The organism is Segatella maculosa DSM 19339 = JCM 15638 (assembly GCF_000382385.1).
Classification (GTDB): domain Bacteria; phylum Bacteroidota; class Bacteroidia; order Bacteroidales; family Bacteroidaceae; genus Prevotella; species Prevotella maculosa.
The window spans coordinates 46,094-61,618 of record NZ_KB908332.1; the positions used below are offsets into that span (position 1 = coordinate 46,094).

Annotated in this window: 7 protein-coding genes and 1 pseudogene; 7 read left to right on the forward strand and 1 reads right to left on the reverse strand. The window is 44.6% G+C overall.

The window, feature by feature from the left end; all coding sequences use genetic code 11:
- Nucleotides 1-22 precede the first annotated feature (22 nt).
- The 7 genes and pseudogenes from H164_RS0110820 to H164_RS15215 all read left to right on the forward strand — a co-directional run.
- Nucleotides 23-2,833 carry a SusC/RagA family TonB-linked outer membrane protein gene (locus H164_RS0110820; protein WP_019968631.1) on the forward strand — a complete coding sequence of 937 codons (2,811 nt, stop codon included), beginning with the start codon at nucleotides 23-25 and terminating at the stop codon, nucleotides 2,831-2,833.
- Between the two features lie 28 nt (nucleotides 2,834-2,861).
- On the forward strand, nucleotides 2,862-4,550 hold the full coding sequence (locus H164_RS0110825; RefSeq protein ID WP_019968632.1) for a RagB/SusD family nutrient uptake outer membrane protein: 1,689 nt from the start codon (nucleotides 2,862-2,864) through the stop codon (nucleotides 4,548-4,550).
- A gap of 15 nt (nucleotides 4,551-4,565) precedes the next feature.
- Nucleotides 4,566-6,584 carry a SusF/SusE family outer membrane protein gene (locus H164_RS0110830; protein WP_025830161.1) on the forward strand — a complete coding sequence of 673 codons (2,019 nt, stop codon included), beginning with the start codon at nucleotides 4,566-4,568 and terminating at the stop codon, nucleotides 6,582-6,584.
- A 243-nt stretch (nucleotides 6,585-6,827) separates the two neighbouring features.
- A complete protein-coding gene (locus H164_RS0110835; RefSeq protein ID WP_025830162.1) occupies nucleotides 6,828-8,816 on the forward strand; it encodes a glycoside hydrolase family 16 protein in 1,989 nt (662 codons plus the stop codon).
- A gap of 140 nt (nucleotides 8,817-8,956) precedes the next feature.
- On the forward strand, nucleotides 8,957-11,464 hold the full coding sequence (locus H164_RS0110840) for a glycoside hydrolase family 2 TIM barrel-domain containing protein (RefSeq protein WP_025830163.1): 2,508 nt from the start codon (nucleotides 8,957-8,959) through the stop codon (nucleotides 11,462-11,464).
- 18 nt (nucleotides 11,465-11,482) lie between these two features.
- Nucleotides 11,483-13,795, forward strand: a complete 2,313-nt coding sequence (gene bglX, locus H164_RS14590) for a beta-glucosidase BglX (protein ID WP_051082195.1) — start codon at nucleotides 11,483-11,485, stop codon at nucleotides 13,793-13,795.
- A gap of 622 nt (nucleotides 13,796-14,417) precedes the next feature.
- A pseudogene (locus tag H164_RS15215) lies at nucleotides 14,418-15,187 on the forward strand (IS30 family transposase); the annotation flags it as partial.
- Nucleotides 15,188-15,263: 76 nt separating this feature from the next.
- On the opposite strand, the gene H164_RS0110855 reads toward H164_RS15215, so the two are convergent.
- The coding region (locus tag H164_RS0110855; RefSeq protein ID WP_019968637.1) for a transposase at nucleotides 15,264-15,525 on the reverse strand (262 nt) is incomplete at its 5' end.

Sequence of the window (15,525 nt, forward strand, 5' to 3'; positions counted from 1 at the left end):
CTTAATGTAAAATAATAGAACAATGAAATATAAATATTTTATTATCAGCTGTGCGCTTATACCGTTCTGTTCGCCCACCAATGCACAAGATATCATTGACACTATAATGACCCATATCGCCTATGGTGCACAACCTTCATGGGTACAATCGGCAGCCATTTCAACAGTAAAAGGTGAACGCCTTATGGAGATTACATCGCCAACGGTGGGCAATTCATTAAAAGGAATACTCCCTGGCCTATCGATTCTTCAGAAATCGGGTGAGCCAGGCTACGACTTCTACATGGAGAATATGTTCACACGTGGTGTCAGTTCATTCAACAGCAAGCAGCAAATGCTTGTCTTTATCGACGGGTTCGAAGCACCTTTAGACAATCTTTCCATCGAAGAAATAGAGTCAATATCTTTATTGAAAGATGCATCAGCATTGGCAATCTATGGTTCAAGGGGTGCAAATGGCGTATTGTTGATTACAACGAAGAAGGGCTATCGCTCTGCTCCAAAGATTGGTTTCCGCATGCAAACAGGAATTCAAATGCCAACAATTATGGATACACCGATGGATGCTTATCAGTATGCCAGCCTTTATAATCAGGCACTTGCCAATGACGGGAAAGCCCCTCTATACACAGATGAAGCTCTCTCGGCCTATCAGTCGGGCAGCAATGGCTATCTTTATCCAAATGTAAACTGGAAAAAGCAAGTATACAAGAATACAACTCCTCTGACGATGGGCGAACTTACTTTCCGTGGAGGAGGCGGTGGATTGAACTACTATGTCATGGCCGGATTACTGCAAAATGACGGCATCTATCGTGGGACAGACCATAAACAACGTGAAAGTGCTAATGTAGATTATGCACGTTATAATTTCAGAGCCAACTTAGATGTTGACATTACACGTTATTTCAGGGCTTCACTTTATTCAGGAGTGAGCCTGGCAGAGAAGACAACACCTGGCGGAGGCGGTGCAGAAGACTATCTGAAATCCGTTTGGACCACTCCTCCTAATGCCTTTCCTGTCTATAATCCGAATGGAAGTATCGGTGGAACCTCGTTATATACTAATCCCGTGGCAAATCTCTTGAACCGCGGTTTATATAAGGAGAACTCACGTTCACTGCAGATTATTTTCGGTTTGCAGTATGATTTTAGTTCTTTTGTGCGTGGTTTGAGTGCCAAGGTTATGTTTGGCTATCATAATTTCATGGCCGAGACGTCACCCAAGACGCGTGATTATGCACGCTATTCCCTGACTCAAACCGGCGTTGATGCACAGAACAATCCCATTTATAGCTATACGCAATATGGATCAGATGCTGCGCTGACAGCCACAGAAGGCTTCCGAACAAGTCAGTCACGTGTTGGCTTACAGGCACAGATTGACTATCAACGTCGTTTCAACAAGCATGGTATTCATGCCATGTTACTGATGCTCAACGACCGCTACCAGGTATATAATGTGCGCGACGACGAGTGCTATGTAAACTTTGCAGGACGCTTAACCTATGACTTCGAAAAGCGGTATATCGCCGAGTTGGTTGCATCTTATATGGGGACCGACAACTATGCACGCGGTCATCGCTTTGGCGTGTTCCCCGCATTATCGGCTGCATGGGTGGTAAGCAATGAGTCATTTATGAAAACAACGCCATGGGTTAACTTCTTGAAACTTCGTGCTTCTTATGGCCTTACAGGTAACAATCAAACGTCAGCCCGCTATATTTATGACGAGACTTATGGCAGTAATGGAAGTTATCTCTTTGGTATTGGGAGCTCTCAATCTTCCGGTTTCACCGAAAAGACCTTAGCCAATCCTTCTGTGACGTGGGAAAAGAAACGTATGTTCAACTTTGGAATCGATGCGACACTTTGGAAAAATCTGTCCGTCAACTTTGATGTTTTCCATGAGATTCAGTCGGATATCCTTACATACCCTTATGCGCAAGTGCTTGGTTTCGTAGGTGCGTCTTATGGAGGCATACTTCCTTTAATGAATGTTGGTAAGGTAACAAATCATGGTTTCGAACTCAAGGCACGCTATCAAGGCAGTGTTCGCAACAAATTCACCTATTTCGCTGAGGCCGGAACATGGTATGCCATGAGTCGGGTTGACGAGCAGGGAGAAGATGTTAAGGCTGAAAGTTATCTCTATAAGAAGGGCAACCCTGTGTGGAAACCTATCGTATTGGAGGCTGAAGGCTTCTATACAGCCGATGATTTTGACAGTAATGGCAAATTGAAAGCCACCTTGCCACAACCTCAATTTGGGCATGTTGCACCTGGAGATATTAAGTATAAAGACTATAACGGTGACCAAGTTGTCGATGATAATGACGCACATCCCGTTGGAAACACAAGTGTCCCGGCATGGAACTACATGCTGAGTGGCGGCATTAAATATAAAGGTTTCGATATTAGTGTACTGTTCCAAGGGGTGGCTCAGCGTGATGTCTATTTGCGAGGAGCCAGCATCTACTCTTTCCAGAATAACGGTACAGCGTCTAATTTAGCTCTTGACAGTTGGACTCCCACGCATACTGATGCCACATATCCACGCTTGTCGACAGTTGATTTCAGCAATAACTATCGCACATCTACATTCTGGCGTCGCAACGGAAGCTTCCTGAGACTGCGCAATGTGCAGGTAGGATATGGACTGTCTGATGCTGTTTCGCGTGCACTGCACTTGAGTAGTGTTTATTTTTATGTGAATGCGACCAACCTGTTTACGCTGGATCATCTTGGTAAATTGGGTGATGCCGAGCAAGATTACCTTTTAAGTTATCCGCTCATGCGTACTGTTAGTGTAGGTTTGAAACTCGCATTCTAATTTATTTCTCATTTAGAAACTTTATCCTATGAATACAAAGTTTTTTCCAAATAGCTTCATTTCGGTGGCAATAGGCACTGCTCTCACGCTCTGTTCGTGTAATAACTTTCTGGATCGTGAGGAAGATTCGTTTATTGATAAGACTGCAACGTTTGATTCTTACAATCGAACGCAGCGATACCTCACTTATGCTTATTCCCTTCTCCCTAACGGATTGAACCGTTTTTCAAGTGGAGCAATGCAGGCAGCTGCAACAGATGATGCTGAGTTTGCTATTGAGACAGCAAATATTCAGCAGTTTAATAATGGCTCGTGGAATGCCTTGAGTAATCCGGATGACAATTGGGCTCGTTTCTTCTCGGGCATCTCCAAATGTTGCACTTTGTTAGAAAACACCGACCATATAAATCTTGATATCACGCGATTAGATCCCGATAAGCAAGTAGAATATGCCAATAATCTCAAGGATATCCGCATGTGGCGCGCTGAAGCTCGTTTCCTTCGTGCCTATTTCCATTTTGAGTTGTTGAAGCGTTATGGCCCGATTCCTATCATTACTTCAACGCTTAGCATTAATGAAAACTATGAAAACACGCCTCGACCAACGATGAAAGAGGTTGTAGATTTCATAGCTAAAGAGTGTGATATGGCTGCTGATACACTTGAACTTACACCTTGGCGTAATGTTAATGATGCCTTTGGACGTGCAACCAAAGGTGCAGCTTTGGCGTTGAAGAGTCGTTTATTGCTTTATGCTGCCAGTCCACTTTATGTTGATTTTGGCGACATTGATGAAGCCAACAAGCCTTCTGATGCTTCGCTGTGGAAGGCTGCTGCCGATGCAGCTAAGGCTGTAATCGATCTCAATCAATATGAATTGGCTGCTTCATATGGTGATTTGTTCAAGAATGATTTCCAAAACAAAGAGTATATTTTCGTACGTAGATATGCAGCTGATGTTGGCTTTGAGAGAAGTAATTTCCCCGTAAGTTTCGGTGGAAAGGGAGGCACTAATCCTTCGCAGAACTTAGTTGATGACTATGAGATGCTTGATGGAACGCCCTTCGATTGGAATGACCCAGCCAAGGTAGCACAGCCTTATGAAAATCGAGATGCACGCTTAGCTGCGACAGTTCTGATGAATGTTGCGTCTTTCAAAGGCAAAAAGGTTGCGGCTTACCCAGGCGGTGGTGATGCTATCCCTAACCCAAATGCTACAAAAACGGGTTATTATCTGCGGAAGTTCCTCAATGAGGATGTGAACATTCAAACTGGAGGCAGCAGCAGCGGACATGTTGTTTCGCTGTTTCGTTTAGCAGAAATCTATTTGAATTATGCTGAAGCGCTTAATGAATATGATCCAACGAACCCTGATATTGAAGTTTATCTCAACAAAGTTCGGCATCGGGCATCGCTCCCCGACATTGCAACAGGACTTTCGCAAGAGCAGATGCGTAAGGCTATTCAGCATGAACGGCGCGTAGAATTAGCTTTTGAGGAACATCGTTTCTGGGATGTACGCCGTTGGAAAATCGCTTCTTCTACCCTTGGAAGTCCGCTCATGGGTGTGCAGATTGCAAGAAAGAACGGGGGTGGTTTCACTTATAAACCTGCAGAAGTAGAGCAAAGAGTATTTCAACCCAAGATGTACTGGTATCCAATACCACAGTCTGAAGTACTCAAGTTGAAGCAATGGAAACAAAATAAAGGTTGGTAATAAAATCAGATTATCATGATAAAATTAAAGCATATCTTAGCAATGCTGTGCGTTTTAGGCGCAACAGCTTGTACAGAAAACAACATAGCCTACGATGAGGTGGTGAATGTTCCCGAGGGAGTCTACCTTTCTGGAGGTTCCTCTGAGTTTTCTTTGCCTATTGAAACAGGGCGGTTGAAGGCTGGTTCTCATGCCAATATGTTGAGCATTCGTGCCTGGCTGAAGAAAGACGGACGTTTTCAGATTTCCTTTGTGGGCACTGACGGACAGCCGGTTGCCTACGGTAAGGGAAGCGATATCGCGCTTTCCAACGCGAGTGCTAAGGCTTATAGCTTGGTAGAAGGCGGTGAAGGTTTCTCTGTTCCAGCCGAGGGACTTTATCAAATCGTTGTCAACAAACAGCGAAAAGAGTTGACTGTCATTCCTATTCCATTTACGATGCAGGGTGACAATGCGCTTACGGCAGACGGAAGCAATGCTGTTGCGCTCAGCAACGTGACTTATGATAAGCTTACACATGTTGTAACCTGGAGCAATGCAGACTCAACCCAACAGCTGTTGCCTGGTAAATATGTATTCAATATGAACGACGGCAAGACGCTTTATCTGCGTGATGACGACACGGTAAACGACACTCTGTCGGCCGTATTCACGGGTACTGCTGCTGCTGAACGTACCAATCAGCTCAACGATACTTATCAGCCACTCACCAATGAGTCTGATGTGAAGCTTAAATTCCCTTTGAAGGGACAATATAGTGTGCAGGTGCAATACAGTGTTCTCACAGGGAAGTTTACTGCACGCATGGGTGGAAAAGGTGTTGAAGTTACAGGACTTGCTAACGAACTTTATATGGGTGGCACGAACTTCGGAGCTTGGAACACCAATGATGTGGCGAAAATGGCTCCTGTGGGTGCAGTTGGTAATGGCGAATTCTGGCGTTTATGCTATTTGCAGGCAGGTAAAACTGTGGAATGGGCAACGGCAAAAGACGGTTCACAGGCATTTTCTTCGTTGCAGACGATGCAGGGTGTTACGCTGAATGGCAGTGAAAAAGCCACAGTGAAAACCTCTGGTCTCTATGTGGTCTATGTGAACTTAGACCGCAAGTTGATTTCTTTTGAAACGCCCAAGGTTTATGCTTCGGGAGCTGCGTTGGCTGATAAAGAGAAGCCGTTGGCATGCAATGGCAGTCAACTGTCTGTAGAAACAACCGCAACGGGCAACCTTAATCTTTTTGCAACCTCAGCGCAGAATGCACGCGATTGGACGACAATGCGGTTCACCATTCGTAACGGCAAGGTGGTTTATCCGGGTACTTCAACGACCGAAATACCGCCATTACCTGTTGCAAAAGGAACGACTGTAACCCTTGATATGGCTGATAATACCGCAGATTTTGGTGGGACAACTCCTGAAAATCTTATTCCCGAAGGTGTCAAACAGCTTTATATGACCGGCGATGACTTTGGAAACTGGGATTGGAATGCTCCCGAAGTAGCATCATTTGAGAATGGCTATGCGGGTGCTTCACGTTGGTTCTATATCACGTATCTGCGTGGAGGAACGGCTTTGGAGTTCTCAACAGAGAAGGCTTTTGGAAAAGGAAACTTTGCAAAGCTAAAGACTGTAACCGACTATAGCGTAGTCAATAATCGCGCTGTCGTGCCTAATGATGGCATCTATGTCATTTTCGTGGCCTTGGATTCGCGTGAAATAGCTATACAACCTTTGAAACTCTCGGGCGATTGTGGCGGCTCGTCGGTTCTGTTTACAGCCAATGCTGACGGACGAACTATGAGTGCAACGCTTGCCAAAGGAGGCAGAATGCGTATCTATCCCGATATACCTGCATTCAAGAGGGCCAAGAAGTTTGGTTCGTGGAAGCGTGAAGTCTATGTTGATCCTGTATCTAAAAACTTCCTGTATCGTAAAAATGGCGAGGGAGAGCCTAATAAGGATTATGTGTGGAAAGCAGGAACAAAGATAACCATAGACTTTGTTTCAAAGAAGGCTACAATCTCAGAGCCTTAAAGGTGATGTTGAATGGTTTTGCAATCTCTATCAGATTATACGGTAATCTCAGTCAGATTGCAAGCTAATCTCAGTCAAATTGCATGCTAATCTCTATGATATTACAAGGTAATCTCTATCAAATTATAAAGCGAGTTCTATCCCATTGTGTTACAAGGCTTTTCAGAGCATTCCGTTATTGGGATGGAGTCGCTTTATAAACCAGCGATGAAAGACTTATCAGAAACCTCAAAAAGAAAACGAATGAAAACAATCTTTACAACTATTTGCGCCCTAAGTATAGGGATCATCAGTGCAAATGCACAAGCAGTAGTATCTAATATTCCCTCTTTACCTGGTTGGAGAAGTCTGCCGGGCGATGAGTTTAATGGCACATCTATTGATAAAAAGATTTGGGGACTCTATGGGGATGCTGATAGAAACTATGCCAATGATACCTATGGCAATAATGAAGGGCAGGGTATGGCACAGACTTATCGCGATCAAATGGTGTCGGTGAAGGATGGAATTATGACCATTCGTGCCACACGTGATGCGATAAATACAGGAATCAGAAAGCCAAAATATCCTGATATAAACGAAGATTACAGCGTAATCCCTCGCTATCCGCTGAAGCCAAATCATGATTTTACTACCATAGGCTGGTGGTCTGGCTTCTTGTCCAGCAGGGATGTCAAGAAGTATTATCCACTTTATTCACGTATAGAAATAAAAGCAAAGGTGCCTTATGATTTTGGAACATGGATGGCATTATGGCTTCGTCACCGTCTGGGTGCCAGTACCTTTGAGATTGACCTGCTCGAATTCTTTGTGAATGATGATAATGCCGATATCGTGAATGATTGGGAAGGACATACTTATAAGTTCAAGAATAAGCGAACTTTACATCAGTCTGTGCATGGATTAGGGTGGTATCAAGAGAAAGATACCAAGGCTATCAAACTCAAAAACAGTTATAACCATAATCCTTTCTCTGAGCGTGTAAGAGAGATTTCGTTTGATCCGACAGCTGATTTCCATGCCTATGGTGTGCAAATTGATCCTTTGCCAGGTGATTCCTCAGTTCATTTGGCCGTAAGTTTCTTGTTAAACGGAAGAGTAAGGTCGGTGTTCTCAACAAAAGATTATGTGATTAACGGAACTTCTATTTATAAGTATAATGAGGTTTTGAAAGATAAATATCTTGTAGATGGCGACATTGATCATGTCTGGGATGTGGCCATCAATGGAGGCATTGGGGGCAAACCCGATGGCAAGGGAGGTGGAATATTGTATCCACATCTTGACCCTCAATATGGTGGAGACCTTAATAAAGTGCCCCACAATTATGAAATGAATGTTGATTGGATGCGTGTTTATAAGCGCACGAATAGGCCATTGTGGCTTGGTTCTAAGCCCGTAAGTTGGGATTGGAAAGCAAAAGATGTGGAATTGGAAATCCCTGCAGAACGTTTTGCCGGCTTGAAAGTTGGCGATCAACTCGTGATAGATATTGACACGCTCAGTGCTTCTGAATATCGTGTTGCAGGAAAATCTGTACTTGATATCTATGACAAAAACGGAGAATCTATCACAACATTGAAACCTGAACTTACGCGACTCGATGCACAAGTGACATTTGTTATGAACACAGATGACCTTTGTAAGAAACTAAAAGCCCAAGGTTGTGTGCTGAAAGGTGAAAATATTCGCCTGTTCTCCGTATGCCGTGCGTCTAAAGATAGTGCAAAGTGGGTTGGCTTCAAGCAAATCCAATGGGGCGAAACGCTTATCCCTGCTGGGCAATTTAAAGATGTAGCAGAAGGGCAGCAATTAGAAATCATGGTGAGAGATGTTGATACTAAGGCACAGGTTTTCTTGCGACAATTCAGACAACCAGAGCAGGGAGAACGCAACAGACCTGCCCTTTCAACTGACAAACAGTATGGGCATATCCTGAATTTGACAGCAGGTAGTGATGAAAAAACCTATACGCTTACGCTCAATGCACAAGCAGCCCAGGAGTTAAAGGACCATGGACTGGCAGTAACGGGTAAGGGATATTATTTGCGAAGTGTGCGTGTTATCGGTGAAAAAAAAAGTGATACAGCCGTGAAAATGGTAGAAACGACGTCTCAAAAGGACAGCGCAGTTTATACTATTGATGGTCTCAAAGTGGCTGACCGCTGGCAGGAAAGTGCCTTTCCGCGTGGTGTCTATGTTGTAGGTGGCCGGAAAATAGTAGTAAAATAAGGTAAAAAGAAAGCATCCTCCTCTATTTCTATTGGCCTTTTCTGCCATAGGAATTAGGAGGATTGCACCTTGAAAAGCATAGAAAGACTTTCAAATATAGTCATTCAGTAATCGAAAATCCATAACAATTCTAATTAAAAATGAAAACTTTTTCTCATCTTCTTTTTCGATATTCCTGTTTTGTCGTGATATCCCTATTGTGGTTTTGTGGTTTAGAATGTAAAGCTTCCGAACGCCATTTGTGGGATGAAGGCTGGAGATTCTCCTTGCATCAAGATGATAAGCCACAGCAATCTGCATTTGATGACAGTGCTTGGCGCTTATTGGATTTGCCTCATGACTGGGCTATTGAAGGCGACTTTTATGCTCAAAATCCTTCGGGTGCCAATGGAGGTGCGCTGCCTGGTGGCAAAGGGTGGTATCGGAAGCATTTGGTTTTGCATGATAATGATGCTGCATCTCGTTATGTTCTTCATTTCGACGGAGCGTATATGAACACGTCGGTCTTTGTAAATGGCACGCTTGTAGGCACTCGTCCTTATGGATTTATCAGTTTCAGTTACGACCTTACGCCTTATCTTGATAAACAGGGAGATAACGTTATCGCCGTGAAAGTAGATAATTCGCAGCAGCCCAACAGTCGTTGGTATACGGGATGTGGCATCTATCGCCATGTGTATCTGTCGAAATCTACGGATATCCGCGTAGCAGAATGGGGAGTACATGCTATTTCTAAGGTAGAGAAAGGAATTGGTAATCTCACGCTCAACACGCAGATTGAGAACCCAAGTGGGCGCTGTCGTCGGGTTACTATACGTCAGAAGTTGTGGAATAAGGCTCATCAGATTGTTGCTCAGACTTCTAAAACCTGCCAGGTTGAGGCTTCTGGAGCAACAATCTGTCAGCAGATGCGAGTTCAAAAACCACAGTTGTGGTCGCTTTCTTCGCCTTATCTCTACACGGTTACAACTGAAATCATAGAGAATGGTCGTGTATTGGATAGCGACACAATTACAACTGGTATTCGAACTGTGGCTTTTGATGTTGCGAAAGGTTTCTTCCTGAATGGTGAGAATATTAAGATTAATGGGGTTTGTCTGCATGGTGATCTCGGATGTTTAGGCGCAGCAATCAATGAAGATGCCCTTTATCGTCAACTTGTGATGATGAAAGAAATGGGAGTTAACGCCATAAGATGCTCTCATAATCCTCCCGCACCCGAATTGTTGAACCTTTGTGACAGCATGGGATTACTCGTTATGGACGAAGCTTTCGATAGTTGGATGCAAGGAAAAACGGCATATGACTATTCATTGTATTTCAAAACATGGTTTGAACGCGATTTAAGAGATATAGTGTTGCGTGACCGTAATCATCCTTCTATTATCCTTTGGAGCATCGGGAACGAAGTTTTGGAACAGTGGAATAAAGTGAACAATTCGGGAATGGCATTGGAAGATGTGAATATTCTGCTGAATAATAATCGCGATAAAGCTGCTTTGACACAAGGAGATTCCCTTAATTTGAATGCAAGACTCACCCAAGTTTTGGCTGCTGTTGTGCGTCGTTATGACCCAACGAGACTCATTACGGCTGGATGTAATGAGGTTTCACCCGATAACAATTTATTTAAGAGTGGGGCATTAGACGTGATTGGCTTCAACTACCACCAGAAAAAGGTGGCTGATGTGCCTCAGAATTTCCCTGGAAAGCCTTTTATTATGACCGAAACGGTATCTGCTTTGCAGACGCGTGGCTATTATAGAATGCCGAGTGATTCGTTATACCGTTGGCCAACTCATAAGCGTCCGTTCACCGAACCCTCGTTGATGTGCTCGTCATATGATAATTGTTGCGCCTATTGGGGTTCTACTCACGAGCAAACTTTGAACATAGTGAAGCACACTCCCTATTGTTCGGGACAATTTATATGGACTGGTTTCGATTATATCGGAGAGCCAACGCCGTTTAATTTCCCTGCAAGAAGCAGTTACTTTGGCATCGTTGACTTAGCGGGTTTCCCCAAAGATGTGTATTATCTCTACCAAAGTGAGTGGACCAATAAGCCGGTTTTGCATGTGTTTCCACATTGGAACTGGATAGAAGGACAAACAATTGACCTCTGGTGTTACTACAATCAAGCCGATGAAGTGGAGCTTTTCATCAACGGCAAGTCGCAAGGTGTGCGCAAGAAAAGCAACGAACATGCTTATCATGTGGTTTGGCGTGTGGCGTATGAACCGGGAGAAGTGAGTGTCGTTGCAAGGAAAAATGGAAAACAAGTGAATGAAAAGACAATCCGAACTGCCGGTGCTCCTCACCACATTCGGCTGACTCCTAATCGCCAAATGCTGAAGGCCAACGGCAGAAGTCTGTCGTTTGTGACCGTAGAAGTGGTCGATAAGGATGGTAATCTCTGCCCATGGGCCGATCAAAATATTCTGTTTTCGTTGACAGGTGAAGGCAAAATCGCTGGTGTCGATAATGGAAGTCCTTTCTCGTTAGAGCGCTTTCAGGCAAACGCTCGACATGCTTTCTTCGGCAAATGCATGGTTGTTGTGCAGGCAGGAAAGACACCTTCGGTAATCAAACTCACTGCAAAAGGGGTAGATTTGCAGCCACAAACCATTGAAATCAAATCTGAATAAATCACAAACTCAAAGAATATGAAACGAATAATCGTAGCAGTAGTCTGCTTGATGGGTTTTTCTTTTGTTGGTTTTGCACAAGGTTCGGCTCCTCGTGTGCCTCGAAAACCTGTAAAAAACATATTGACTGATGCTGAAAAAGAGACGCGGTTTGTGCATAACCTCATGAAGAAGATGACACTAACCGAAAAGATTGGACAACTCTCTCAATACGTCGGAGGTGAACTTTTGACGGGCCCTAAGAGTGGGGCAGTGTCAGATTCGCTCTTCGTTCGCGGCATGATAGGGTCGATTCTCAACGTGGGTGGTGTTGAACAGCTGCGGAAGTTGCAGCAAAAAAACATACAATCGTCTCGCTTAAAAATACCCGTTCTGTTTGGATTTGACGTTATTCATGGGTATAAAACGATATTTCCGACGCCATTGGCCGAGTCATGTTCGTGGGATTTAGGACTCATGTATGAGACTGCCAAGGCTGCAGCCATCGAGGCATCTGCATCGGGTATCCACTGGACTTTTGCTCCCATGGTCGACATTGCGCGTGATCCAAGGTGGGGAAGAATCGTTGAAGGCGCGGGAGAAGATACTTACTTGGCCTGCAAAATTGCAGAAGCAAGGGTGCGGGGATTCCAATGGAATCTTGGAAAGCCGAATGCTGTGTATGCCTGTGCCAAGCATTTTGTAGCCTATGGAGCACCGCAAGCGGGGCGAGACTATGCTCCGGTAGACCTCTCTTTGGCTACTTTGGCCGAGATATATCTGCCTCCTTTCAAGGCTTGTATTGATGCAGGTGTAAAGACTTTCATGTCGGCTTTCAACAGTGTCAATGGAGTTCCGGCCACAGGAAACCGCTGGTTGCTAACCGAACTCCTGCGAAAGAAATGGAAGTTCAAGGGATTTGTGGTGAGCGATTGGAATGCTGTGCAAGAACTAAAGGCTCATGGGGTGGCCGAAACCGACGAGGATGCAGCACTGTTGGCGTTCGATGCAGGGGTTGATATGAACATGACCGATGGGTTATATAACCGTTGTTTAGAGAAGGCTGTACGTGAAGGACGCGTAGAGATGAAAGAGATTGATGCTTCGGTAGAACGTATTCTACGCGCGAAATATGCTCTAGGACTATTTGATGATCCGTATCGTTTTCTGAATATTGAGCGCGAGCGCCATGAGGTTCGTTCCGATTCGATTACCCGTTTGGCTCGAAAAGCGGCCGCTTCCTCCATGGTTTTGCTGAAAAACAGCCACGCCTTGCTCCCTCTTTCCAAGCAAACAAAGCGTATTGCGCTGATTGGTCCGCTGGCAAACAACTGTGCCGAGGTGTTGGGGTCATGGAAAGCACGTGGCGAAGAGAAAGATGTTGTGACGGTGTTAGAGGGATTAAAGAACAAACTCGGACGCGCAACAGAAGTCAACTACGTTCGAGGCTGCGACTTTCTTGAGCCTTCTACGCAGGAATTTTCGGCTGCTTTTGACGCTGCAAAGCAAAGCGATGTCATCATAGCTGTCGTTGGGGAGAAGGCTTTGATGAGCGGAGAGTCGCGCAGCAGGGCCGTACTTCGGTTGCCGGGAGAGCAAGGAGCCTTGCTCGATACATTGAGAAAGGCAGGCAAACCGCTCGTGGTTGTACTCATGAATGGGCGTCCCTTGTGTCTCGAAAAGACGGATCAGCAGGCCGATGCGCTGTTGGAAGCTTGGTTTCCGGGCACGCAATGTGGCAATGCGGTGGCCGATATTCTCTTTGGAGATGCCATGCCTTCGGGCAAGTTGACAACCTCTTTTCCGCTTACCGAAGGGCAAATTCCCAACTATTACAACTACAAACGATCGGGAAGACCGGGAGATATGCCCCGCAGTTCAACCGTTCGCCACATCGATGTGCCCAATAGAAACCTCTATCCCTTTGGATATGGGCTGAGTTATACGGCGTTTTCGTATGGCGAAATGCGTTGTCCGAAACAGTTTGATGACGATGGCATGCTGACGGTTTCGGTTGATGTGACCAACACCGGGCGCTATGATGGCGAAGAAATCGTGCAGCTTTATGTCGCTGATAAGGTGGCCTCAATGGTGCGTCCGGTGAAAGAACTGAAAGGATTTCAGAAGGTTTTCATTCCGAAAGGGCAGACAAAACGCGTTGATTTCACGCTCAATGTCCATGATTTAGGCTTTTGGGACAACAACATGCGATACATTGTAGAACCCGGAGCATTTGAGATCATGGTCGGAAGCAACAGCGAAGACGTGCAAAAGAAAGAGGCAATATGGGTACAAGCGGCATCGAACACGCGACATGCCCAGCCGAAAGTGAAGCGTCCAAAACAAAGATAAACCGTTCACAGGGGCCGGCAAAGCTGTCGGTCCCTCATGTATGCGCCGACAATTCTGCACATCTCTCTCCTTGAAGAAGGATTGATAATGAGGTGGAATTGTAAAAATTATTATCTGAATTTTAACACTTCCGAAGTCCATCATCTACAGAAAAGAAGTTGAAAAAACAGGCTTGATTTGATGATGCCGTGGCTTTTGTCTTGCAATCTCACGCATATTACCTTGTATTTTCATGCTGAATAGCACGTAAAATGATTGAAATTACCCTCCTATATGACTGAAATCAGGTTGTAACTAACCAATGAAAATGAAGAAATATCGAAGTTGATGTAAACTAACTGATATTGAGCAGGAAACACTATGATTTGCATAATTCTACTCTATTTGTAAAGGGCAGGAATATGCAGATTTAAGCAGAAGTTCAGTTACCAGAGATTAGTTTAAATTAGTAAATGCGACAGTCTCCGGTGATAAATAGTTTACAATAAACTATGAAAAACACCGAGGGACTGCCCAGCGGCGGGGGCTCGCAGCCCCCAAGAGCGAGATAGCAGATTACGATTAAACATATATTAAATAAAGGGGAGACTCTCGTCTCCCCAAGATTAATTAACTTTGTATTATGAAGTTCCATCAATTAACCTCGGAGCAAAGATACACAATTCCTATCTTACTCCAAAAAGAAATGTCCAAGAAAGCTATTGCAGAAGCAATAGGTGTCCACAGAAGTACTGTATACCGTGAGATAAAGCGTAACTCTTCTGAATATACCTGTAAATACGCCTATACGGTTGCCATCAGGAGATCAGGAAGGCGCAAGCGACGTTATCAGAGACCTCGCAAGATGACTCCCGAGATGTGGCGGAGCATCATAGACACCTCAGGGCCGGCTGGTCTGCACAGCAGATATGCGGGCGTATGAAGGCGCTTGGAAGGACATGCGTGTCTCACACGACCATATACAAGTACATCCGGCGGGACCGTAATGCCGGTGGAGATATTTATAAGTACTGTCGTTTCCGGTTCAAATACAGGAACCATTGGCTCAAAAGAGACGGAAAGGCTCTCCCGGACAATCGGAAAAGTATAGACGAACGTCCTGCCGGTGCTGACAGAAAACGGTTCGGAGACTGGGAGATGGATCTGATTATCGGACCTAGAAACTCATCTGCGTTAACCATGGTAGAGAGAAGTACCAACCTTGGAATTATCAGAAAGCTGGATAAATACAAGACGGCAAGGGAGGTCTCTATGGCAGTGATAGAGGCCTTGAGACCGATAAAGGACGCCGTACGGCCCATAACTACAGATAACGGACCCGAGTTCGCACGGTATGAAGACGTTGAAAAATCTTTAGGATGCAGCGTATATTATACACATCCAAACAGTCCTTAGCAGAAAGGAGCTGTAGAAAATTTGAATAGGTAGATTAAACTACCAAGATATAAATAACGTGAGTTCGATGAATTTAGAATAAAGCAAGCTGTGTGTCAAATGTCCTTTGCACTCTGACGCATGGCTTCTTTGGAAATAGGCAATAGGCAGCAATGGCACCCAGAAGGTTGACGATGAAATTGTCGAAGCACCTATGTCGGGAATGTTCTACCTGCGCTATATTCTTAAGTTCATCGTTTATGGTTTCTATGATGGCCCTCTTTCTGAGTAGTAACTTATCGGGAACGCTCATCAACGCACCTTTCATATTATTTTTCAGCTTGGTAATAAGCTGA